Here is a 21,787-nt window from a genome sequence, read left to right as displayed (position 1 = left end):
CTGTTGCCGCGTGGCAGCAAGGAAGTCACATGTCACTCATATCCCCACCCGTCGCCATCGATACCTCGCCAGACCCAGAGTCCGGTGTCACCGACGCCGCGAAGGCTCGCAAAACAGCCATTGCCACCGTGATCGGCGCGCTCGTGTTCGCCTTCCTCATGGTCGGCATGATGATGAGCGTCTACATCGGCACGATGCACGCACCGTCACCGCACGACATGCCCGTGGCTGTCATCGGCAGCGGCGCCCTGGCCGAAGACATCGTGTTCGCACTGGAAAAGGCGGAGGATTCCCCCGCCTCCATCCAGATCGTCGATTCTGCTGCCGAGGCCACGCAGCTGCTGCACGACCGCGAGATTTCCGGTGCGATCGAGCTGCCGGCCGATGGCTCGAACGAAACCGCTGCCACGATCTACACCGCGTCGGCGGCGGGCGCCTCGCAGGCATCCGTTGTCCAGCAGATGCTCACCCCGATCGCCCTGGAGGCTGGGCTGAGCGTCGACGTGAACGAGCTCACGCCACTGCCGGGTGGAGACAGCGCGGGTATCTCTGTGATGTTCATGGCCATGGGGTTCATGCTGGCCGGGTACATGCCGATCAGCCTGATGCTCACCGGTGCCCCAGAGCTGCTGCGCCTGCGCAAGTTCGTACCGATCTGGGCCGGCTGGGCAGCGCTGATGAGCACACTCGTCTGGTTCATCGCCGGACCACTCATCGGTGCCGTTGAAGGCCACACGGCCGCCATTCTGGGCATTGGCTGGCTCGCGATCTTCAGCGTCGGGCTCATGCAGCTGTTCCTGTCACGACTCCTCGGCCCCGCCGCTGTGCTGATCGGAATGCTGCTGATCATCGTGATGGGCATGCCAGCGTCGAATATGGCGATGTCTGTGCACACCATGCCCGGATTCTTCGGCTTCCTGCACGGCATCCTGCCGCTGGCCGGCGCCGGCGAAGCACTTCGTTCCGTGGTCTACTTTGGCGGCGACGGGGTTTGGGGATACCTGCTCCGGTTCGTGATTGCCGCTGTCTTCGCGGTTCTGGCGACGGCTGGATTCGATCTCCTGCGCCGCAAGAAGAAAGCAGCCAAGGACCTGGCGGCGGCCAACGCTGCCGATGAAGCGGGAACACCTACTGTGGAGCCCGTCGTGGTCCCTGCCACCGTCGGACCGGTTCGGATCCCCGCAACGCCCAACGGCAAGCCCCGCTCCACTCCCGTGCGCTACCTCACACTTGCCCTGTTCCCGTTCCTGATGGTCAGCCTGATGGTTGGCATCATGTTGGCGGCGATGCACAGCCCCAGCCCTGTCGGAGTTCCCGTCGCGGTGGTGAGCTCCACCGAAGGCGTGGCAGCCCAGGTGGCGGAGGGTCTGGAACAGAACATGGGCGACATGCTCAACATCTCGGTTCTCTCGTCGGCCGAGGAGGCCAGCGACCAGGTGTTCGAGGGTGACCTGGTCGGCGCCGTTGTCATGCCGGATGCCACGAATCCCAGTGCAACGCTCTACACGGCGGGTGCCGCCGGAACGGCACAGCAGCAGGTCGTGCAGCGGGTCTTCCAGCAGGTTGCCCTGCAGGGCGGCTTCGACGTTGAGATGGTCGACGTTGCGCCGGTCGCCGACACTGACACGAGTGGCTCGACGATGCTGTACATGACGATGGGCCTGGTCATGGCAGGATTCCTCGGAGTCACCGTGCTCGCCGGCGGTGCAATCTGGGCGCTTCGCCTGCGCAAGCTGGTGCCGATTCTCGCGGCGTGGGCGGTCGTCATGTCGACGGTCGTGTGGACGATCGCCGGCCCCCTCGTCGGGGCCTACCAGGGGCCGGCCTTCGCGTTCCTGGGTATCGGAATCCTGACGATCTTCAGCCTGGGGCTGGTCACGGCGGCGTTTGCACGCCTTATGGGAATCCTCGCGGTCATCCCCGTGGTGACGATCTTCATGTTCGTCGGCGTACCGGCATCCGGTGGTGGATTGTCCACCTATATGCAACCGGGCCTGTTCCAGACGCTCCAGGACGTGCTGCCCCTGCCAGCAGTGCTGATGTCGGTTCGTTCGGTCACGTACTTCGATGGGTTCGGACTCGGCGCGTTCTTGCTGACGATCGCGATCTGGGGAGCCGCCGGACTGGTGGCGAACATCATCATCTCGCTGATCCAGAACGCGAGGACTGCCCGCACGGCGAAGCACGCGATTGGCAGCGGCCCGGCGCCTGGCGCAGCCGGTGGAGCTGTCGGTGAGCCGTCGGTCACGCTGGATGATGAACTCACACAGTTGGATGAGCTCAACTTGGTGAAGTAGCGACAGTGAAGTAGCGACAGTGAAGTAGCGACAGTGAAGTAGCGACACGTAGTTCGACACGAACGGCCCCCGATTGCTCGGGGGCCGTTCGTCGTTTCTCGCCGTCCAGTGGAGGCCGCTCAGGCACATCGGAGTTGCGACATGCAGAACTGTCCACCAAATCGTGCGTCATCTGCGTATAGCTTGTCGATAGCGTGTGTCCGTTCTGGGTTGGGACCGACATCTGCCTTGTCTGAAGCTCCGCGCGTCACATCGAAGTGAAGAGGGATGAAGCATGGTCAGCGAGAAAGAAGGACTCCGAGTAGGAGTCGTGACCGAGACCCAAGCTGGGGAACGCCGGGTGGCCCTAGTTCCGAAGGCCGCCGCCACCCTGGTGTCCCAGGGACTTCGGGTAATAGTGGAGTCCGGAGCCGGGCAGGCAGCACTCATGCCAGACGCCCTCTATGTCGAGGCGGGTGCCGAGATCGGCGACGCATGGTCAGCCGAGGTGGTCTTGAAAGTCGCTCCTCCGACATCGGCTGAGATTGCGAAGCTGGTGCCTGGGGCGACCCTCATCGGCTTCCTCAACCCCCGGAACACCGAGAACCAGATCGACGCGCTGCGGGCCGCGAGGATCAACGGATACGCCGTTGAGGCGATCCCTCGAATCTCGCGAGCCCAGGTGATGGATGCGTTGTCGTCCCAGGCCAATGTGGCCGGCTACAAGTCGGTGATCCTTGCGGCGTCACTGTCGACGCGCTTCTTCCCCATGCTGACCACCGCGGCCGGCACGGTGAAGCCGGCGAGCGTGCTCGTGCTCGGTGTCGGAGTGGCCGGCCTGCAGGCCCTGGCAACCGCGAAGCGGCTCGGCGGGCGCGTGACAGGGTACGACGTGCGGCCAGAGGTGGCCGACCAGGTTCGGTCAGTGGGCGCGCAGTGGCTCGACTTGGCCATCGAGGCGGCAGGCGAAGGCGGCTATGCCAGGGAGCTGACAGAAGAGGAACGCGCACAGCAGCAGCGGGCCCTCGAGGAAGCCATTAAAGGCTTCGACGTTGTGATCACCACGGCGCTGGTACCCGGGCGGCCGGCGCCCCGCCTCGTGACGGCGGCTGCGGTCGAGGGCATGAAGCCGGGCAGCGTCGTGATCGACCTGGCCGGCGAGACCGGCGGCAACTGCGAGCTGACCGAACCGGGGGAGACGGTGGTTCGGCACGGCGTCACGATCGCGTCGCCATTGAACCTACCGGCGACCATGCCAGAACACGCGAGCGAGCTGTACTCGAAGAACCTGACGGCACTCGTCTCCCTTCTCGTGCATGACGGGCAACTGGCACCCGACTTCACCGACGAGGTCATCGCCAAGTCGTGCGTCACCCGCATCGAACCCCGAGAGGAAAGCTGACCATGGACGACTACACCGGATTCCTGGCGAATATCGCCATTCTCGTGCTGTCTGGATTTGTCGGCTTCGCCGTCATCTCCAAGGTGCCCAACACCCTGCACACCCCGCTGATGTCGGGGACCAACGCCATCCACGGAATCGTCGTGCTCGGCGCGCTCACGGTGCTCGGCACGGTGGAAGAGCCAAGCATCCTGATGCAGGTCATCTGCTTCATCGCCCTGGTGTTCGGAACCGTCAATGTGGTCGGTGGATTCGTCGTGACCGATCGGATGCTCGCCATGTTCAAGCCCAAGCGGGCCGTGCGCACCGAAGCCGTGCGTCCCGAAGGAGACAAGTAACGATGGACAATCTCGTCTACGGGCTCTACATCATCGCCTTCGCGATGTTCATCTACGGTCTGATGGGCCTCACCGGCCCCCAAACCGCCGTGCGCGGTAACCGCGTCGCAGCGGCTGGCATGGCCATCGCCGTCATCGCCACCCTCATCCACATCCGTGACACCGGCAACTGGGTGCTCATCATCGCCGGCCTCGTGGTGGGAATCGCATTCGGCATACCGCCGGCGCGCAGGGTCAAGATGACGGCGATGCCGCAGCTGGTTGCCCTGTTCAACGGTGTTGGCGGTGGAACAGTCGCGTTGATCGCGTGGGCCGAGTTCATGGAGAGTGACGGCTTCATCCACTTTGACGATGGCACAGGACCGGTGATCCCGATCGTCGTCGCATCCCTCTTCGCTGCGATCATCGGCTCACTCTCGTTCTGGGGCTCGATTGTCGCGTTTTTGAAACTGCAGGAAGTGCTCCCTGGCCGACCCATCACGCTCGGGCGGCTGCAGCAACCGCTGAACCTTGTCATTCTGGTCGCTGCCATCGGAGCTGCCGTCATGGTGGGTATTGGTGCGGCAGGCACTGGGGCAGCCGGCTGGTGGTTCGTTGTGACCCTGGTGATTGCTGCGGCACTCGGTTTGATGGTGGTTCTGCCCATTGGTGGGGCAGACATGCCTGTCGTGATCTCAATGCTGAACGCATTGACCGGGCTCTCAGCCGCGGCCGCGGGCCTGGCACTGAACAACGTGGCCATGATCGTCGCCGGCATGATCGTTGGTGCGTCGGGGTCGATCCTGACCAACCTCATGGCCAAGGCGATGAATCGTTCGATCCCGGCCATTGTCGCTGGAGGGTTCGGTGGCACCCGCGGAGGCGCGGCAGCTGCCACCGGCGAACACACGGTGAAGTCGACGACAGCAGCCGACGCCGCCATTCAGCTGGCATACGCCAACCAGGTCATCGTCGTGCCCGGCTATGGTCTCGCGGTCGCGCAGGCACAGCACGCCGTGAAAGACATGGCCAAGTTGCTCGAAGCCAAGGGCGTCGAGGTCAAGTACGCGATTCACCCGGTGGCCGGTCGCATGCCCGGGCACATGAACGTTCTCCTGGCCGAAGCGGATGTCTCCTACGACGCCATGAAAGAGATGGACGACATCAACGATGAGTTTGCCCGCACCGACGTCTCCATCGTCATCGGCGCCAACGACGTCACCAACCCGGCTGCCCGCAACGACCCGAATTCGCCGATTCACGGGATGCCGATCCTGAACGTCGACCAATCGAAGTCGGTGATCGTGCTCAAGCGCTCGATGGGTTCAGGATTCGCGGGCATCGAGAACCCACTCTTCTATGCCCCCACCACGTCGATGCTCTTTGGCGACGCGAAGAAATCGGTCGCTGCGATCACGGAGGAGCTCAAGTCGCTGTAGAGCGATTCAGCAATTCATACCTACGAAGACCTCCGCCGCCGGTGAGCATGAGCCCACAGGCAGCGGAGGTTTTCGGCATTCAGGGGCGCCTGCAGAAAGTATCCACATGTGGAAACTCCTGTTAATAACTACACAGCTGTAATTCGAAAACTACAAAAGTGTAATTCGAATGACAAGAAATTTGAGAAGCGACAGTATGGAACTGGTGTTCACGTGCTCGGACATCGACGACAGCGGTCTTCCGTGATCGCATGGTCGCAATCTACGATGAGGCAAGCCAAGGCTCGGGCGCAGGGCCCGGATTCCGCTAACGCGCGGATCTGGTTCCGGCCACGGTCGTCAGCAGGGTTCGGGGAGGCATCCATTGACAGGAACATTCGTCTTCATCCACGGCACGGGGCGTCAGGACCACCAGACGAACCAAAAGTCGGTGCGGGCGCAGCTGGCTCGGATTCCCGAGCTCGCCGACTTTGACTACGTGGGAGTCGAATGGGCCGACATTGCGGCCGGGCCCATTGATGTCATTCCGGCCCTCCCCGCGCACTATGGCGCCCTGGCCGACGGAGCAGAGGCGCTGAGCGGAGAAGAGGCTATCTCCCGCTTCGCGCGCGACCTCTATACAGAGGCGCAGGATGCGCAGGCCGCTGCACCCCAGGGTCTCGTTCGCGAGACCTCGCTTCGCATTCTCACGGATGCCATCGAAAAGTACCGTGCACCCCTCACGACGGCCGCCACCGACTTTGTGGCGAACGTGATCTTCTATCTGAAGCGAGGGGGCGGCATCCGTCGGCTTGCCCAGCAGGTCATCGGGGGAGTGGACCAGTCTGCCCCGGTTGTTGTGGCCGGCCACAGCCTCGGCGGTGTCATCGCCATCGACCTGCTGAGTGACCCTGACTGGACCGAGAGGCGGGTTGACCTGGCGGTCACCATCGGCAGCCAGGCGCCGCTGCTCTACCTCATGGACGCGCTCACCACCCTCCGGCCCGGATTCGAGGTGCAGCCGTTCAGTCCGTGGCTGAACATCTTCAACCCGCGGGATCCGCTGGGATTCCGGGCGGCAGAGGTCTTCAGCTGGGCAGACAGGCCTCCGACCGACGCCGTCGTGCTGACCCCGCGTGACCTCCCAGCTGTGCATGCGAACTACATCGACGAACCGTCTGTCTATGACGAGATCGCCGACGCTCTGGCGCAGGTACACACGTTCGATTAACGATTCTGAGGCGCCGAGCGGAACCTCGAATAACACTGCTGTAGTTATCCACAATTTGTGCACAGGCTGTGGATAACTCTGTTTTTGCCTGTGTGGATAAGAATCTGGGTTTCAACAGGGAAAACGCTTCTATTAACAGGTTTATCCACAGGTATAACCACAGCTTGTGCACACGCTTATTCACAGAATTAGCCGCGGATCGGCTGTTTTTCGCCGACTGTGCCGGTTACAACCGACGGACTTTGGTGGTTACAACCGGGGGACTTTGACGGTTACGAGTCGCCAACTTTGACGGTTACGAGTCGCCGACTTTGACGGTTACGGCGCGGGACACTACTGGTCGAGCGTGCCGCTGAGGCGGCCGTGCAGGTTCGCGCTGCGCTCATCGAGGCCGACGAATGACACCGAAACCCCGTGGGCGGCGTACTTGTCTGCAATGGAGTCGAGCGTTGCAACCGTTGACGCATCCCAGATCTGCGCGTGGCTGAAATCGATCGTCACGGCGTCGGGATCCTCGCCATACGAGAACTGCTCGACGAGGTCGTTGCTGCTGCCGAAGAACAGCGGGCCGTTCACCCTGTATGTCACGGCGGCGGCTGCGGCTGCGGCGGCTGCGGTGGCGGAGGGGGTGTTACCCATGTCCTCGCCGGTCACGATGCGGTCGACGCTGGCCACATGGGCGACTCGCCTGGCGAAGAGGATCATCGCGAGCACGGTTCCGGCAACAACGCCGATGGCCAGGTTGTGGGTGACGACGACCAGCACGACAGTGGTGACCATGACGAAGGTCTCTGAGAGCGGCATCCGTTTCAGGGTTGACGGCCTCACGCTGTGCCAGTTGACGGTCTTGAGGGCGACGATCATCATGACGGCGGCCAGGGCGACCATGGGAATGAGTTCCATCACGCTGCTGAGAGCCGTGACCAGGATGAGCAGGAAGACCCCGGCGACGAAGGTGGAGATGCGGGTGCGCGCCCGGCCGAGCTTCACGTTGACGACCGTCTGGCCGATCATGGCGCAGCCGGCAATACCGCCATAGAAGCCGGCGGCGATGTTGGCAATGCCGAGTGCCCAGGACTCGCGCCCCTTCGACGAGCGGGTCTCTGTGATGTCGTCGACGAGCTTCGCGGTGAGGAGCGTCTCCATCAGGCCGACGAACGCCACGCTGAGTGCCGTCGGCCAGATGAGCCCCAGCGTCTCGAGATTGAGTGGAACGAGGAGTTCAGTGATGCCGGGCAGCCCGCCGGAGATCACGCCCTGGTCGCCGACGTTCGGAATCTGGAGGTGGGCGATGACCGAGATGAGGGTCACCACGATGATGGCAACGAGGGGAGCAGGCACAGCCGTCGTCAAACGGGGGAGCAGCACGACGATGAGAACGGTGAGCGCGAACAGCGGATACACCAGCCACGGCACGCCGAGCAGGTGCGGAACCTGGGCGACGAAGATCAGGATGCCGAGCGAATTGACGAAGCCGATCATCACCGAGCGCGGGATGAAGCGCATGAGCCTGGCGAAACCGCCCAGGCCGAACGCGATCTGGATAATTCCGGCCAGCACCACGGTCGGCAGCAGGTATTCGACACCGTGTTCCTTGACCAGGGGCCCGATCACGAGCGCGACGGCGCCAGCGGCAGCCGTGATCATGGCGGGCCTACCGCCCAGAATCGACATGGTGATGGCCAGGACAACGGATGCCATCAGGCTGACCCGTGGATCGACCCCGGCAATCACGGAGAACGAGATGACCTCAGGGATGAGCGCCAGCGTGGTGACGACACCGGCCAGCACTTCGACGCTGAGCAGTCGGGGGTTACGGAGGGTTGCCCAGACGGTGGGGGAGGAAGGAGCGAGAGTCACTCGCACAACTCTAAGACCGCGTCAGCCGTTCTGGCGCATGACCGCATGGGTGGAAGAGCGGCCGGAGTGGTCAGTGCTCGAGTGACTGGCGGATGCTGCGGGACTGCTCGACGAGCGTGGCAACGCGCCCAGGCGGCACGATCGAGGGCAGGAAGATGGCCCACATCTCCTCCATGCGCTGGTACAGGTCTGCGCGTCCGGTCAGAATCTCCGAGACCATCTGCACGCCGGTGAAGGCGGGGACGATGAGGTGGGCAATTGCCTCTGGCTCGACGCCCGCACGCAATTCGCCACGTGCGTCATCGATGAGCAGTTGCGCTTCGACGGCCGTGATCCAGTCCTGATAGGGATAGACGATGGGTGTCGCGAGGTTGGACGATTCCAGGGTCAGCCGGATGCCGGCGCGAACGACGGGATCTCTGGTGAGTTGGCGGGAGAACTGGAACGTCAACCAGATGATGGCAGGAACTCCGGCAAGTTCCAGTCGCTGCAGGTCGCTGACCAACGCGATACCCGCATCGTGCTGGGCGGAAATGAGGGCCAGGGCCAGGGCTTCCTTGGACTCGAAGTGGAAGTACAGGGCGCCCTTGGTCACGCCGGCGGCGGCTGCGATGTCATTCATGGATGTGCCGCCGTAGCCGCGCACCTGGAAGATCGCCGCCGCGGCTCCCATAATGGCTGCGCGCGTCTCAATAGCTCTGGCCTGGATTGGCATGCCCCTCCTCCGATTGGAGGGTCGAACACTCGTCAAGCAGAACGACGGTGGCGGGTCGCGACCCGAAAATGGCCGTATCGGGGGCGTGATCCCCCGATCGCGCCCCCGGGATACGGCGGTGTCCACCCCAATTTGTCCCCGTGGTTAAGAACATACCAGAAGGTATTTTTCCCGACACTGGCAATGCCCTGAACATCTTGCAACCCTCACGTAAACACTACATGACGAAGCGTTTTGTTCCGACGCCGCCCGGTTAGCGTGGTGGTGGTCACGGGGGCGGTGCGCCGTGATGAGGCATCACCCAGCACACCCCGGTAGCGTGAAGTCATGCCCAACGAGACTCTGACCATTGCCGGCGTGTGTTTTCTTGATGCGACATCGCGCTTGTTGACGGTGCGGAAGCGCGGAATGGCAATGTTCCAGTTGCCGGGCGGGAAGCTGGACCCCGGAGAGACTCCGTTGGCTGCGGCCCTCCGCGAAGTGGCGGAAGAGATTCTCGTCGAGCTGCGGCCGGAGGACCTCACCCTGCTCGGAACCTGGAGCGCTCCGGCGGCCAATGAGCCGAACACAGACATCAACGCGACGGTCTTCCTGAGCAGCGTGCCCGCCGCTCCCGTCGCTGCCGCCGAAATCGAGGAGCTGCACTGGGTGGATCTGGACGACCCGGCCGGCTACGAACTCTTTGCACCGCTGCTGCGCACGCACGTCTTTGCGGCGCTCACCGCCGTCAGGAACTGACCGGAGCCGTCGATTCCCGTTCGACCAGCGTGAATGGAACGGTGATTTCGCGGGGCTCGATCACGGAATCGCGTGCCGAAAGACGTTCCATGAGCATCTCGACGGCCAACGCGGCAATCTGCTCGCGCCCCGGACTGATCGTCGTGAGCGCGGGCAAGGAGTAGCGCGATTCATCGAGGTCGTCGAAGCCGATGACCGAGACGTCCTCCGGAATGCGGATACCGTTCTCACCCAGCACTCTGAGGGCACCGAGGGCCAGTGAGTCGTTGAAGCCGACGATCCCGTCGAATGCGACGCCATCGTCGATGAGTGCCTGTGTGGCCAGTGCGCCGTCGAAGCGCGTCCAGCGATCGGCCCGGCGTACGAGCGAGGGGTCGACCTCGATTCCAGCGGATGCCAGCGCCTGCTGGTAGCCGAGCAAGCGCAGGCTTGCCGTGCCGGCTTCTGCGCCAGGATGCGCACCCACCACGGCGATCCGGGTGCGGCCGAGAGCCAGCAGGTGCTCTGTCGCGGCCTTGATCGCTTCGGTGTTGCGCATGGTCACGTGGTCGACGGGTGCGTTCTCGTCGCGGTGGCCGGTGGCGGCCGATGTGACCTGGGCGTAGAGCCCGGTGTCATCATGGCCAGGGGTGCGCACGCTGAACAGCACGCCGTCGACGAGCTGGGTCTTCGTCGCGTGTCCAGGGTCGCTGGGAGCGGATGGTGCAGTGCCCTCGGGCTGTTCAGCGTTCTTCGACTGCTCTGTGTTCTTTGACTGCTCTGTGCTCTTTGACGGCTCTGTGTTCTTCGACTGCTCGATCAGTACGGAAATGCCGGTGTGGTCTGCGGCATCGATCACGGCCGCCGCGAGCTCGGAGAAGTACGGGTTGCGGAGCGAGGGAACGACGAGTCCGATAACGCCGGTTCGACCTGAGCGCAGGTTGCGCGCATTGAGATTCGGGCGATAGTCGAGCTGCGCGATTGCGTCGAGCACCCGCTGCTTGGTCTCTGGCCGAATATGCGGATAGCTGTGGATCACGTTCGAGACGGTCTTGATCGAGACCCCCGCGCGTGCGGCGACGTCGGACAGGGTGGCTGCCATCGGTCCTCTTCTCCTGGTCGGTGCTATCTCGCTCGGTGCGTGTCTCTGCGTGGTGCTCGTGCTGCGTGCTGGGTGCTCCGAGCCACTCAGTGACTCTAGCTGGCGGCATCCGCTTCGCTGCGCGCTCCTGAACCCGGTGGCTGGAATCGGGATGTTTGGTATCGAGATGTTTGGAATCGGGGGGAGTGGCTGGTAGATTTCTACAACGTTGTAGAAGCATGCATTTCGTTCCAGACGGCCGAGCGGCCGAACTGGCCAGAAGACCAGACAAACCAGACAAACCAGACAAAGGAGTCCACACCGTGAGCCTCGGTAACTCTTCACTCGCGGATGCCGCATCCCCGGCACCCGCAGACAGCTACGTGATCGGTGTCGACTACGGAACCCTCTCGGGGCGCGCCGTTGTGGTCCGCGTGTCAGACGGCGCCGAACTCGGCTCCGCTGAACTGGCATACCCGCACGCCGTCATGGACACCACGTTGACGGCCGGCCCTGCTGCGGCATCCGGTGCTCCCGTCTCCCTCGCCCCCGACTGGGCACTCCAGGTTCCTGGCGACTACGTCGCTGTGCTGAAGCACGCCGTGCCGGCTGCCATCGCAAACGCCGGAATCGACGCGGCCCAGGTGATCGGCATCGGAACCGACTTCACGGCCTGCACCATGGTGCCAACCCTCGCCGACGGCACCCCGCTCAGCGAGGTGCCCGAGTTCGCCGACCGACCGCACGCCTACGTGAAGCTGTGGAAGCACCACGCTGCCCAGTCGCACGCCGACCGCATCAACGACCTCGCGTTCGAACGCGGCGAGAGCTGGCTGCCGCGTTACGGCGGGCTCATCTCCAGTGAGTGGGAGTTCGCCAAGGGACTGCAGCTGCTGGAGGAAGACCCAGAGCTGTACAACACCATGGACCACTGGGTCGAGGCCGCTGACTGGATCATCTGGCAGCTGACCGGCCGGTACGTTCGGAACGCCTGCACCGCCGGATACAAGGGCATCTGGCAGGACGGGGAGTACCCGACGAGCGACTTCCTCGCGGCGCTGAACCCCGACTTCGCCGGCTTCGTCAGCGACAAGGTTGAGCACGAGATCGGCCAGCTCGGCGCAGCGGCTGGGACGCTCAGCGCCGAAGCTGCGGAGTGGACCGGCCTCCCAGTAGGCATCGCCGTGGCCGTCGGCAACGTCGACGCCCACGTGACCGCGCCGGCGGCCCAGGCCGTCGAGCCCGGCCAGATGGTCGCGATCATGGGAACCAGCACCTGCCACGTGATGAACTCAGACCACCTCGCTGAAGTGCCCGGCATGTGCGGCGTCGTCGACGGCGGCATCGTCTCGGGGCTGTACGGCTATGAGGCTGGCCAGTCTGGTGTCGGCGACATCTTCGCCTGGTACGTCAAGAACCAGGTTCCGGCCCGCTACGTCGACGCTGCGAACGCCGCCGGACTCAGCATCCACCAGTACCTGACCAACCTGGCCTTCGAGCAGCCGGTCGGCGCGCACGGCCTGGTCGCCCTCGACTGGCAGAGCGGCAACCGTTCCGTGCTCGTCGACCACGAACTCTCCGGCGTCGTGCTCGGCACCACCCTCACCACCAGGGCTGAAGAGATCTACCGGGCGCTGCTCGAGGCCACAGCCTTCGGCACCCGCACGATTGTGGAGACCTTCAACGAGTCTGGCGTTCCCGTCACCGAGTTCATCGTGGCCGGCGGCCTGCTCAAGAACCCCCAGCTCATGCAGACCTACTCCGACGTGCTGCGGATGCCAATCTCCACGATCGCCAGCGAGCAGGGCCCGGCGCTCGGCTCTGCTATTCACGCGGCCGTTGCCGCCGGTGCGTATGCCGACGTGCGAGAAGCCGGCGTCGTCATGGGCAAGGTCAACCGCAACGTCTACACGCCCAATCCAGATTCAGCGGATGCCTACGACAAGCTCTACGCCGAATACCAGCTGCTGCACGACTACTTCGGGCGCGGGGCCAATGAGGTCATGCACCGCCTCAAGGCCCTCAAGCGCGACGCCATCGCAGGCTCGGTTACCCACGAGGGTGAGGCCGTCACCGTATGAGCGACGTCAACCAGGACCGCGAATTCGACCAGCAGACGGCAGTAGCCATCGCCTCGGTGCGCGCCGACGTCGCAGCCCTGCACGCCGAGCTGACCCGCAACGGCCTGGTCGTCTGGACCGGCGGCAATGTCTCTGGCCGGGTGCCGGGCGCCGATCTGTTCGTGATCAAGCCGTCTGGCGTGAGCTACGACGATCTCGCCCCGGAGAACATGATCCTGTGCGACCTCGACGGTGCTGTTATTGCCGGTACGCCAGGGGCTGACCGGTCGCCGTCGAGCGATACAGCGGCGCACGCCTATGTGTACCGCAACATGCCGGAGGTCGGCGGAGTCGTGCACACACACTCCACCTACGCCACGGCGTGGGCGGCGCGGGCTGAGGCGATCCCGTGTGTGATCACGGCGATGGCCGATGAGTTCGGCGGGGAGATCCCGGTTGGTCCGTTTGCGATCATCGGCGATGACTCCATTGGCCGCGGCATCGTGGAGACGTTGACCGGGCACCGCTCGCGTGCGGTGTTGATGGCCAACCATGGCCCGTTCACCATCGGCAAGGACGCCAAAGACGCGGTGAAGGCCGCCGTCATGGTCGAAGACGTCGCCCGCACGGTGCACATCGCCCGGCAGGGCGGCGAGCTCGTTCCGCTGCCGCAGAGCGCCATTGACTCACTTTTTGATCGTTACCAGAACGTCTACGGACAAGCACCCCAAGGAGCACTGAAGTAATGCCTTCCCTCACCTCAACCCTTGACCACTACGAAGTCTGGTTCCTCACCGGCAGCCAGAACCTCTACGGCGAGGAAACCCTGCGACAGGTCGCGGAGCAGTCACAGGAGATCGCCCGCACGCTCGACGCGGCAGGCAACATCCCGGTCAAGATCGTCTGGAAGCCCGTCCTCAAGGACTCAGACTCGATCCGCCGCCTCGCCCTCGAGGTGAATGCTGCAGACAACGTGATCGGCGTCATGGCCTGGATGCACACGTTCTCCCCGGCGAAGATGTGGATTCACGGCCTCGACGCTCTGACCAAGCCGCTGCTGCACCTGCACACGCAGGCCAACGTCGAACTGCCGTGGTCTGAGATCGACTTCGACTTCATGAACCTCAACCAGGCCGCCCACGGCGACCGGGAGTTCGGCTACATCCAGACGCGCCTCGGCGTCGTGCGGAAGACGGTCGTCGGCCACGCCACCAACCCGATCGTTACCGGCCAGATCGCCACGTGGCAGCGTGCAGCCGCCGGCTGGGCGGCATCCCGCTCGCTGAAGCTCGCCCGCTTCGGCGACAACATGCGTTATGTGGCCGTCACCGAGGGTGACAAGACAGAGGCCGAGCTGCGCTTCGGAGTGCAGGTGAACACCTGGGGCGTCAATGACCTGGCCGACGCGGTGCACGCGGCAACCGACGCCCAGATCGACGCGCTCGTTGCCGAGTACGAAGAGCTCTACGACGTCGTGCCAGCGCTGCGAAAGGGCGGCGACCGCCACGACTCGCTTCGCTACGGCGCCGCAATCGAGATCGGCCTCCGCACCTTCCTCGAAGAGGGCGGCTTCGGCGCCTTCACCACCAGCTTCGAAGACCTGGGATCCCTCCGCCAGCTGCCCGGCCTCGCTGTGCAGCGCCTCATGGCAGAGGGCTACGGCTTCGGTGCAGAGGGCGACTGGAAGACTGCCATCCTCGTGCGCGTCGCCAACGTGATGGGGGCCGGCCTGCCAGGCGGCGCCTCCCTTATGGAGGACTACACCTACGACCTCACCCCCGGCAGCGAACTCATCCTGGGCGCGCACATGCTCGAGGTGAGCCCGTCGCTGACCACGAAGAAGCCGACACTCGAGATCCACCCGCTTGGCATCGGCGGCAAGGAAGACCCGGTTCGCCTGGTGTTCAACGCCGACCCGGGCCCGGCCGTTGTCGTCGCACTCTCCGACATGCGTGACCGTTTCCGCCTGGTGGCCAACGTCGTCGAGGTCGTCGAGCCGACGGCCCCGCTGCCCAACCTGCCCGTTGGTCGCGCCGTGTGGAAGCCGGCACCCGACTTTGCGACATCCGCTGCTGCCTGGCTCACCGCCGGTGCCGCTCACCACACCGTCATGTCGACGGCCGTTGGCATCGAGGTCTTCCAGGACTTCGCTGAGATCGCCCGCACTGAGCTGCTCGTGATCGACGAGAGCACCACCCTGCGCGAGTTCGGGCGCGAGGTGCGCTGGAACCAGGCCTACTACCGCCTCGCGCAGGGCTTGTAGGGAGCGGGAGGTCGTCAGGCCGGATCGAGCCTGGGTGGCGCCAGAACGCCGCGCAGGTCGTGCGATCCGGCCTGCGCGGCTACGCATTCCGGAGGTTGTATGGTCGGGGGACGCCGGGATGGAGTATCCCGGTGCTGTACGTCACAGCATCAGGCGTGAAGCAGGCAGGGGATAACCGCGTGGCAGCCACCCTTCACGACGTCGCTCGCGTTGCCGGGGTCTCGATCAAGACCGTCTCCAACGTGATCAACGACTTCCCGCATGTGCGTGCGACCACCAGGACCAAGGTGCTCGAGGCAATCAACGAACTCGGCTACCGGCCGAACCTGTCGGCCAGGAGCCTGCGGTCTGGCCGAACCGGGGTCATCGGCCTGATCGTGCCCGAACTGCGGCTCAGCTATTTTGCCGAGCTGACGGATGCCGTGATCAAGGCCGCAGAGCGCCAGGGCCAGGTCGTGCTGGTCGAGCAGACGAATGGCGATCGCGCGCGGGAACTCGAAGCGCTGACCAGCCCCCGGGTGCAGTTCTCCGATGGCGTGCTCTTCAGCCCTCTCGGCATGGGAAGTGAGGACGTGGCGGCCCTGAACGTCTCGTATCCGCTCGTGCTGCTTGGTGAGCGCATTTTCGGCGGACCGGTCGATCACGTCACGATGCAGAACGTGCGCGCCGCGCGCGCTGCGACGGAGCACCTCATCGCACAGGGCCGGCGCCGCATCGCCGTTGTCGGCGCACACGAGGGAGAGGTCATCGGCTCAGCCGGCCTTCGCCTGGCCGGCTACCGCGAAGCGCTGGACGCCGCCGGCATCGAGTTCGACCCAGCGCTCATCGTGCACACGACGCTCTGGCACCGGGCGAACGGGGCAACGGCAATGCGCGAGCTACTGGCGTCTGGGGTGGCATTCGATGCGGTCTTCGCACTGAATGACACGCTGGCTCTCGGTTCAATGCGCGTGCTCCAGGAGTCGGGTTTGACGATCCCAGCGGATGTCGCCGTGATCGGTTTCGACGACCTGGACGAGGCCCGATATACCCTTCCAGCCCTGTCCACCATTGATCCGGGGCGCACGGAGATCGCGGAGACGGCGGTGCGTGTGCTGCTCGAACGGATCAGCGGAACGCGCGTTGACCAGGCTCCACGCGAGTTCCTGGCCGACTTCTCCGTGGTCGTCAGGGAATCGTCTGTGGCGGTCTAGCTCGATTGCGCCAAGTTTCCCTGGCGGCTTGACAGCACGCGAATCCCTCAGCAAAATGTCATTACAACGTTTACTTACAACGTTGTAAACGGGACGCGACCGAGGAACAATTCCTCGTCACGCGGCATCCAGTCGAATGAACCAGACCGAATCAAGGAGGATTCGCACCATGCAGACCACCCGCACGGTTTCGCACGCTTCCTCGACTCTGGACCCTCATTTCGCGCTCCACGTGGCGCTGCCCGGCTAAGCACTTCAGTATCCGCAATCGCAACCAGACAACGGTGTCCATTCCACCGCGAGAGGAAAAAATCCACACCATGAAGTCATCCAAGATCATCGCAGCAGCCGGCGTATTCGCCGTCGCAGCAGCGGCACTCACCGGCTGTGCATCCGGCGGCTCCGCAGAAGCCGCGTCGTGCACCAACAAGATTGTCAATGCCGACGCCAAGCAGGTCACCGTGTGGGCCTGGTACCCCGAGTTCGAGCAGGTCGTCGACCTGTTCAACAACACGCACGACGACGTACAGGTCTGCTGGACCAACGCCGGTCAGGGCAACGATGAGTACACCAAGTTCTCCACCACCATCGAGGCCGGCTCTGGAGCCGCTGACGTCATCCAGCTGGAGAACGAGGTGATCTCGAGCTTCAGCATCCGCAAGGCACTGGCCGACATCTCCGAGTACGGTGCGGCAGACGTGAAGGACAACTACACCGAGGGTGCCTGGAAGGACGTCTCAAGTGGCGACTCCGTCTACGCGATCCCGGTCGACAGCGGGCCAATGGGCATGCTCTACCGCAAGGACATCTTCGACGCCAACGGCATCGCGGTTCCGACGACGTGGGCCGAGTTCGCCACGGCAGCGGCGCAGCTCAAGAGCTCAGCTTCCGGGGGCGTTCTCGTCAACTACCCGACCAACGGCCGCGCATTCAACCAGGCCCTGTTCGCACAGGCCGGTTCGACGCCGTACGTCTACGACAACTCCACGCCAACCGAGGTCAGCATCGACGTGAACGACGACGCGTCGAAGAGCGTTCTCGCCTACTGGGATGGCCTGATCAAGGACGGCCTCGTCACGACCGACGACGCCTTCACCGCTGACTACAACACCAGCCTCGTTGACGGCACATATGCCGTCTACCTCGCTGCTGCCTGGGGACCCGGCTACCTGCAAGGCCTCTCCGACGCGGATGCCGACGCCGAGTGGCGCGTTGCCCCGCTGCCGCAGTGGGACGCATCCGCTCCTGTGCAGGCCAACTGGGGTGGCTCGAGCTTTGCCGTGACCAGCCAGGCCAAGGATGCCGAAGCCGCCGCAATCGTCGCCAAGGAGATCTTCGGCACCGAAGAGGCCTGGAAGATCGGCGTTGAGAAGAGCGGACTGTTCCCCACGTACAAGCCGGTTCTTGACTCCGACTACTTCGCCAACCTGGAGTACCCGTTCTTCGGGGGACAGCAGATCAACAAGGATGTCTTCCTGAACGCCGCAGCCGGCTACTCCGGCTTCACGTTCAGCCCGTTCCAGAACTACGCATTCGATCAGCTGACCGAAGAGCAGTACGCGATGGTCCAGGGCGAGAAGGACTCTGCGCAGGCACTCGATGACTTGCAGGACAGCCTCGTGAAGTACGCCACGGAGCAGGGCTTCACCGTCAAGTAGCTCGAACCATGGGTGCCCGGCCCGTCAGCCATCGTCCGATGGGCCGGGCACCGTTTTACCTTTCAGAGCAGAAAGAAAATCCATGACCAGTCACACACTGCAGGCAGCGAAACCCCGTTTCGCCCGCCGCACTGCCGGCACAGGCGGCGGAAGCAGGATCGACCTCAAGCGTCAGCGCTGGGGGTGGCTCTTCGTCGGGCCGTTCGCCCTCGTCTTCCTCTGCTTCCTCATCGTCCCGCTCTGTTACGCATTCTGGATGAGCCTGCAGACCTCGACGCTGGCCACCGGCACACAGTTCACCTGGTTCGCCAACTACGTCAAGGCATTCACAGACCCGATCTTCCTTGAGGGTCTGGGCCGGGTGGCGTCGTTCGCGTTCATCATGATCCCGGCACAGATGCTGGTCGCACTCATCGCGGCGCTCGTGCTCGACAACCTGACGACCGCGCTCTCCAAGTTCTCTCGCCTGATGATCTTCGTGCCGTACTCGATTCCCGTGGTCATCGGTGCGCTCATGTGGGGCTTCCTCTACAGCCCGCGCTTCGGGCCGGCAGCCGACCTGTTCTCGCTGGTCGGCCTCACCGCCCCCGACTTCCTCAGCCAGAGCGCAATCTTCGGCAGCCTCGTCAACATCGTGACCTGGCAGTGGGCCGGCTACTACATGATCATCATCTACTCGGCGCTGCGCGGAATTGATCCCTCTATCTATGAGGCCGCCCGCATCGACGGCGCGAACGGATGGCAGACAGCCACCCGCATCAAGGTGCCGATGATCAGCTCGTCGATGGTCATGGTGCTGATCTTCGCGCTCATCGGAACACTGCAGTTCTTTACAGAGCCGCAGGTGCTCCGCAGCATCGCCCAGGGCGCGATCCCTGTCTCGTACACGCCGAACATGTACGCGTACACCCTCGCGTTCTCATACAGCCAGTTCAACTACGCGTCTGCTATCGCGTTCTCGCTCGGCATCGTGGTGTTCATCGGCTCGTTCATCTTCCTCTTCCTCACGCGCAAGCAGAGCGGACTCAAGTAATGGCGCTCATAACCTCGGCCCCGGCTCCGACGGCATCCGACACGTCGACGACCACCTCTGCCCGGCGCATCCGCTCAGGTCGTGGCGGAAAATCGACACAGGGGCGCAATGGCGGCCGTCGCATCGGCTCGCATGTGCTGCTGATCATCCTGGTGATCTACTTCATCACTCCGCTGTGGTGGCTCATCGTTGCCAGCACCAAGAGCAACTCGGGGCTCTTCGCCGGCAGCGGTGGAGCGCTCTGGTTCGACGACAACTTCGCATTCTTCGACAACATCGCCGGACTGTTCAACCACCAGGGCGGCATCTACTGGCGCTGGCTCGGCAACTCGTTTCTCTACGCATTCGCCGGGGGACTGGGCGCCACCATCCTGTCGGTGATGGCCGGGTATGGGTTCGCCAAGTACCGCTTCCGCGGTCGCGGCGCGTTCTTCACCGTGCTGCTTGGCTCCGTGATGGTTCCGCTCACCGCCCTAGTGATCCCCACCTTCATGCTGCTCAGCCAGTTCGGCCTGATCAACACGATGTGGGCGGTCATCCTGCCCTCACTGCTCAGCCCATTTGGCGTCTACCTCATGCGTGTCTACACACAGGATGCCGTGCCGGACGAGATGCTCGATGCGGCCAGGGTCGACGGCGCCGGCGAGATCCGCATCTTCTTCCAGGTGGCGCTGCCGCTGCTGCGTCCGGCCCTGGTGACGGTGCTGCTGCTCTCGGTCGTCGGCACGTGGAACAACTTCTTCCTGCCCCTTGCCGTGCTGAGCGACCCGAACCTGCTCCCGGTCACTCTCGGACTCAATCGCTGGACGGCTCTGTCCAACGCGGGCTCCGGCGGAGAACAGGTCTGGAACCTCATTACGACGGGCTCGTTCATCTCCATCCTGCCGCTGGTGCTCTCGTTCCTCTTCCTGCAGCGCTACTGGCAGGGCGGCCTCTCGCTCGGCAGCATCAAGTAATCCGTCGCGATGCTGGCGCACCGGCCCGGCATCCGCTAGTTTCACGCACATATTCCACATTTCGAATACGAACCAGAAAGCTCACTATGCCTACCGCACGCCTCACCCTCGACCCACACTTCACGGTCGGGTCCATCAACCGCCGCCTGTTCGGATCGTTCGTCGAGCACCTTGGTCGCTGTGTCTATGACGGCATCTACGAACCTGGCCACGCCAGCGCAGACAGCGAGGGGTTCCGCCAGGACGTCATCGACCTCGTCAAGGAGCTCGGCGTCTCTGCCATCCGCTATCCAGGCGGCAACTTCGTGTCTGGCTTCCGCTGGGAAGACAGCGTCGGACCGAAGGCAGAGCGGCCCAAGCGCCTCGACCTCGCCTGGCACTCGACGGAGACCAACGAGGTCGGCCTGCACGAGTTCTCCTCCTGGCTGGAGAAGGTTGAGAGCGAGCTGATGCTGGCCGTCAACCTCGGCACGCGCGGCACGATGGAAGCACTCGACCTGCTGGAGTACAGCAACATCCGCTCTGGCACCGCCCTGTCCGACCAGCGGGTGGCAAACGGCAAGACGGATGCCTTTGGCATCACGATGTGGTGCCTCGGCAACGAGATGGACGGCCCGTGGCAGGTCGGCCACCGCTCGGCGGAGGACTACGGCAAGCTCGCGTCGCAGACGGCGAAAGCGATGCGGATGGTTGACCCGTCAGTTGAGCTGGTCGTCTGTGGCTCGTCGAGCGCACACATGCCGACGTTCGGCGAGTGGGAGCGCGTCGTGCTCACCCACACCTACGAGGATGTCGACTACATCTCCTGCCACGCGTACTACGAGGAGAAGAACGGCGACCTCGGCAGCTTCCTCGCATCCGCTGTGGATATGGATCGCTTCATCGAGTCGGTCGTCGCGACGGCAGACCACGTCAAGGCCGTCAATGGCAGCGACAAGACGATCAACATCTCGTTCGACGAATGGAACGTCTGGTACCTGGACCGCTACCACGACGTTGACAAGATCGAGGGCATCGACAACTGGCCGGTGGCTCCGCGCCTGCTCGAGGACATCTACTCAGTGGCCGACGCCGTGGTCTTCGGCAACCTGATGATTTCGCTGCTGAAGCACGCCGACCGCGTGACCAGCGCGTCGCTGGCGCAGCTCGTCAACGTGATCGCCCCCATCATGACCGAACCGAACGGACCGGCCTGGCGCCAGACCACCTTCTTCCCGTTCGCGCTCACCTCGCGCCTCGCGCAGGGCACCGCGCTCAGCGTGAAACTGGAATCCGACACGTACACGACAGAGGTCTACGGCGAGGCTGCCCTCGTCGACGCCGTCGCGACCCACGATGCGGAGACCGGCAAGACGGCCGTGTTCCTGGTGAACCGCAGCCAGACCGAGGAGGCGACCGTCACCATCGACATCTCGGCTCTCGGCGCTGTGTCTGTGCTCGAGGCGCAGACGCTGTCTGACGCAGACGTCAACGCAAAGAACACGCTGGATGACCCCGAACGGGTCGGCCTGCACGTCAACGACTCTCCGGTTATCGGCGATGGCAGCATCACGGTGACGCTGCCGGCCGTGTCGTGGACGGCGCTCGAACTCGGCTAAGGCCAGGCT

Annotated in this window: 17 protein-coding genes; 14 read left to right on the top strand and 3 right to left on the bottom strand. The window is 63.9% G+C overall.

Translation table 11 applies throughout. The annotated features are described in order from the left end of the window. Positions 1-29 precede the first annotated feature (29 nt). The 5 genes from AC25Z0_RS15295 to AC25Z0_RS15275 all read left to right on the top strand — a co-directional run bounded on the left by AC25Z0_RS15295 (position 30) and on the right by AC25Z0_RS15275 (position 6,644). The gene (locus AC25Z0_RS15295) at positions 30-2,297 is read left to right on the top strand and encodes a hypothetical protein (protein ID WP_488133753.1); all 2,268 of its coding nucleotides are present in this window, start codon (positions 30-32) and stop codon (positions 2,295-2,297) included. Between the two features lie 310 nt (positions 2,298-2,607). After that, positions 2,608-3,678: a Re/Si-specific NAD(P)(+) transhydrogenase subunit alpha gene (locus tag AC25Z0_RS15290; RefSeq protein ID WP_488120967.1), complete on the top strand. Its 1,071-nt coding sequence runs from the start codon at positions 2,608-2,610 to the stop codon at positions 3,676-3,678. Between the two features lie 2 nt (positions 3,679-3,680). Then, positions 3,681-4,016, top strand: coding sequence for an NAD(P) transhydrogenase subunit alpha part 2 (locus AC25Z0_RS15285; RefSeq protein WP_488120966.1), 336 nt, complete (start codon positions 3,681-3,683; stop codon positions 4,014-4,016). Positions 4,017-4,018: 2 nt separating this feature from the next. Beyond that, positions 4,019-5,434, top strand: coding sequence for an NAD(P)(+) transhydrogenase (Re/Si-specific) subunit beta (locus AC25Z0_RS15280; protein WP_488120965.1), 1,416 nt, complete (start codon positions 4,019-4,021; stop codon positions 5,432-5,434). Positions 5,435-5,798: 364 nt separating this feature from the next. Continuing rightward, positions 5,799-6,644, top strand: a complete 846-nt coding sequence (locus AC25Z0_RS15275) for a hypothetical protein (RefSeq protein ID WP_488120964.1) — start codon at positions 5,799-5,801, stop codon at positions 6,642-6,644. A gap of 333 nt (positions 6,645-6,977) precedes the next feature. On the opposite strand, the gene AC25Z0_RS15270 is transcribed toward AC25Z0_RS15275, so the two are convergent. After that, positions 6,978-8,504, bottom strand: coding sequence for a SulP family inorganic anion transporter (locus AC25Z0_RS15270; RefSeq protein ID WP_488133752.1), 1,527 nt, complete (start codon positions 8,502-8,504; stop codon positions 6,978-6,980). Between the two features lie 70 nt (positions 8,505-8,574). After that, complete coding sequence (locus AC25Z0_RS15265) at positions 8,575-9,219, bottom strand: ScbR family autoregulator-binding transcription factor (RefSeq protein WP_488133751.1); 645 nt, start codon at positions 9,217-9,219, stop codon at positions 8,575-8,577. Between the two features lie 327 nt (positions 9,220-9,546). Between AC25Z0_RS15265 and AC25Z0_RS15260 the strand changes: the two genes are divergently transcribed. Further along, on the top strand, positions 9,547-9,957 hold the full coding sequence (locus tag AC25Z0_RS15260; RefSeq protein ID WP_488120961.1) for an NUDIX hydrolase: 411 nt from the start codon (positions 9,547-9,549) through the stop codon (positions 9,955-9,957). Here AC25Z0_RS15260 and AC25Z0_RS15255 read toward each other — a convergent pair. Continuing rightward, positions 9,947-11,038, bottom strand: a complete 1,092-nt coding sequence (locus AC25Z0_RS15255) for a LacI family DNA-binding transcriptional regulator (protein WP_488133750.1) — start codon at positions 11,036-11,038, stop codon at positions 9,947-9,949. The two genes, AC25Z0_RS15260 and AC25Z0_RS15255, sit on opposite strands and share 11 nt — an antisense overlap. 302 nt (positions 11,039-11,340) lie before the next feature. On the opposite strand from AC25Z0_RS15255, the gene araB reads away from it, so the two are divergent. The 8 genes from araB (at position 11,341) to arfA (ending at position 21,778) form a co-directional block, all read left to right on the top strand. Further along, on the top strand, positions 11,341-13,098 hold the full coding sequence (gene araB, locus AC25Z0_RS15250; RefSeq protein WP_488133749.1) for a ribulokinase: 1,758 nt from the start codon (positions 11,341-11,343) through the stop codon (positions 13,096-13,098). Then, a complete protein-coding gene (locus AC25Z0_RS15245; RefSeq protein WP_488133748.1) occupies positions 13,095-13,823 on the top strand; it encodes an L-ribulose-5-phosphate 4-epimerase in 729 nt (242 codons plus the stop codon). The genes araB and AC25Z0_RS15245 overlap by 4 nt, the downstream gene beginning before the upstream one ends. Beyond that, positions 13,823-15,340 carry an L-arabinose isomerase gene (araA, locus tag AC25Z0_RS15240; RefSeq protein ID WP_488133747.1) on the top strand — a complete coding sequence of 506 codons (1,518 nt, stop codon included), beginning with the start codon at positions 13,823-13,825 and terminating at the stop codon, positions 15,338-15,340. The genes AC25Z0_RS15245 and araA overlap by 1 nt, the downstream gene beginning before the upstream one ends. A gap of 179 nt (positions 15,341-15,519) precedes the next feature. Beyond that, the gene (locus AC25Z0_RS15235; protein ID WP_488120956.1) at positions 15,520-16,533 is read left to right on the top strand and encodes a LacI family DNA-binding transcriptional regulator; all 1,014 of its coding nucleotides are present in this window, start codon (positions 15,520-15,522) and stop codon (positions 16,531-16,533) included. A gap of 320 nt (positions 16,534-16,853) precedes the next feature. Next, positions 16,854-18,191 (top strand): ABC transporter substrate-binding protein, encoded by a 1,338-nt coding sequence (locus AC25Z0_RS15230; RefSeq protein ID WP_488133746.1) that lies wholly within the window; start codon positions 16,854-16,856, stop codon positions 18,189-18,191. An 82-nt stretch (positions 18,192-18,273) separates the two neighbouring features. Then, positions 18,274-19,224 (top strand): carbohydrate ABC transporter permease, encoded by a 951-nt coding sequence (locus tag AC25Z0_RS15225; protein ID WP_488120954.1) that lies wholly within the window; start codon positions 18,274-18,276, stop codon positions 19,222-19,224. Continuing rightward, positions 19,224-20,180 (top strand): carbohydrate ABC transporter permease, encoded by a 957-nt coding sequence (locus tag AC25Z0_RS15220; RefSeq protein WP_488120953.1) that lies wholly within the window; start codon positions 19,224-19,226, stop codon positions 20,178-20,180. The genes AC25Z0_RS15225 and AC25Z0_RS15220 overlap by 1 nt, the downstream gene beginning before the upstream one ends. An 86-nt stretch (positions 20,181-20,266) precedes the next feature. Then, positions 20,267-21,778: an arabinosylfuranosidase ArfA gene (gene arfA, locus AC25Z0_RS15215; RefSeq protein WP_488133745.1), complete on the top strand. Its 1,512-nt coding sequence runs from the start codon at positions 20,267-20,269 to the stop codon at positions 21,776-21,778. Positions 21,779-21,787: the final 9 nt, after the last annotated feature.

This window comes from Leifsonia sp. Y862 (assembly GCF_057669585.1).
This window is presented reverse-complemented; position numbering and strand designations above follow the sequence as displayed.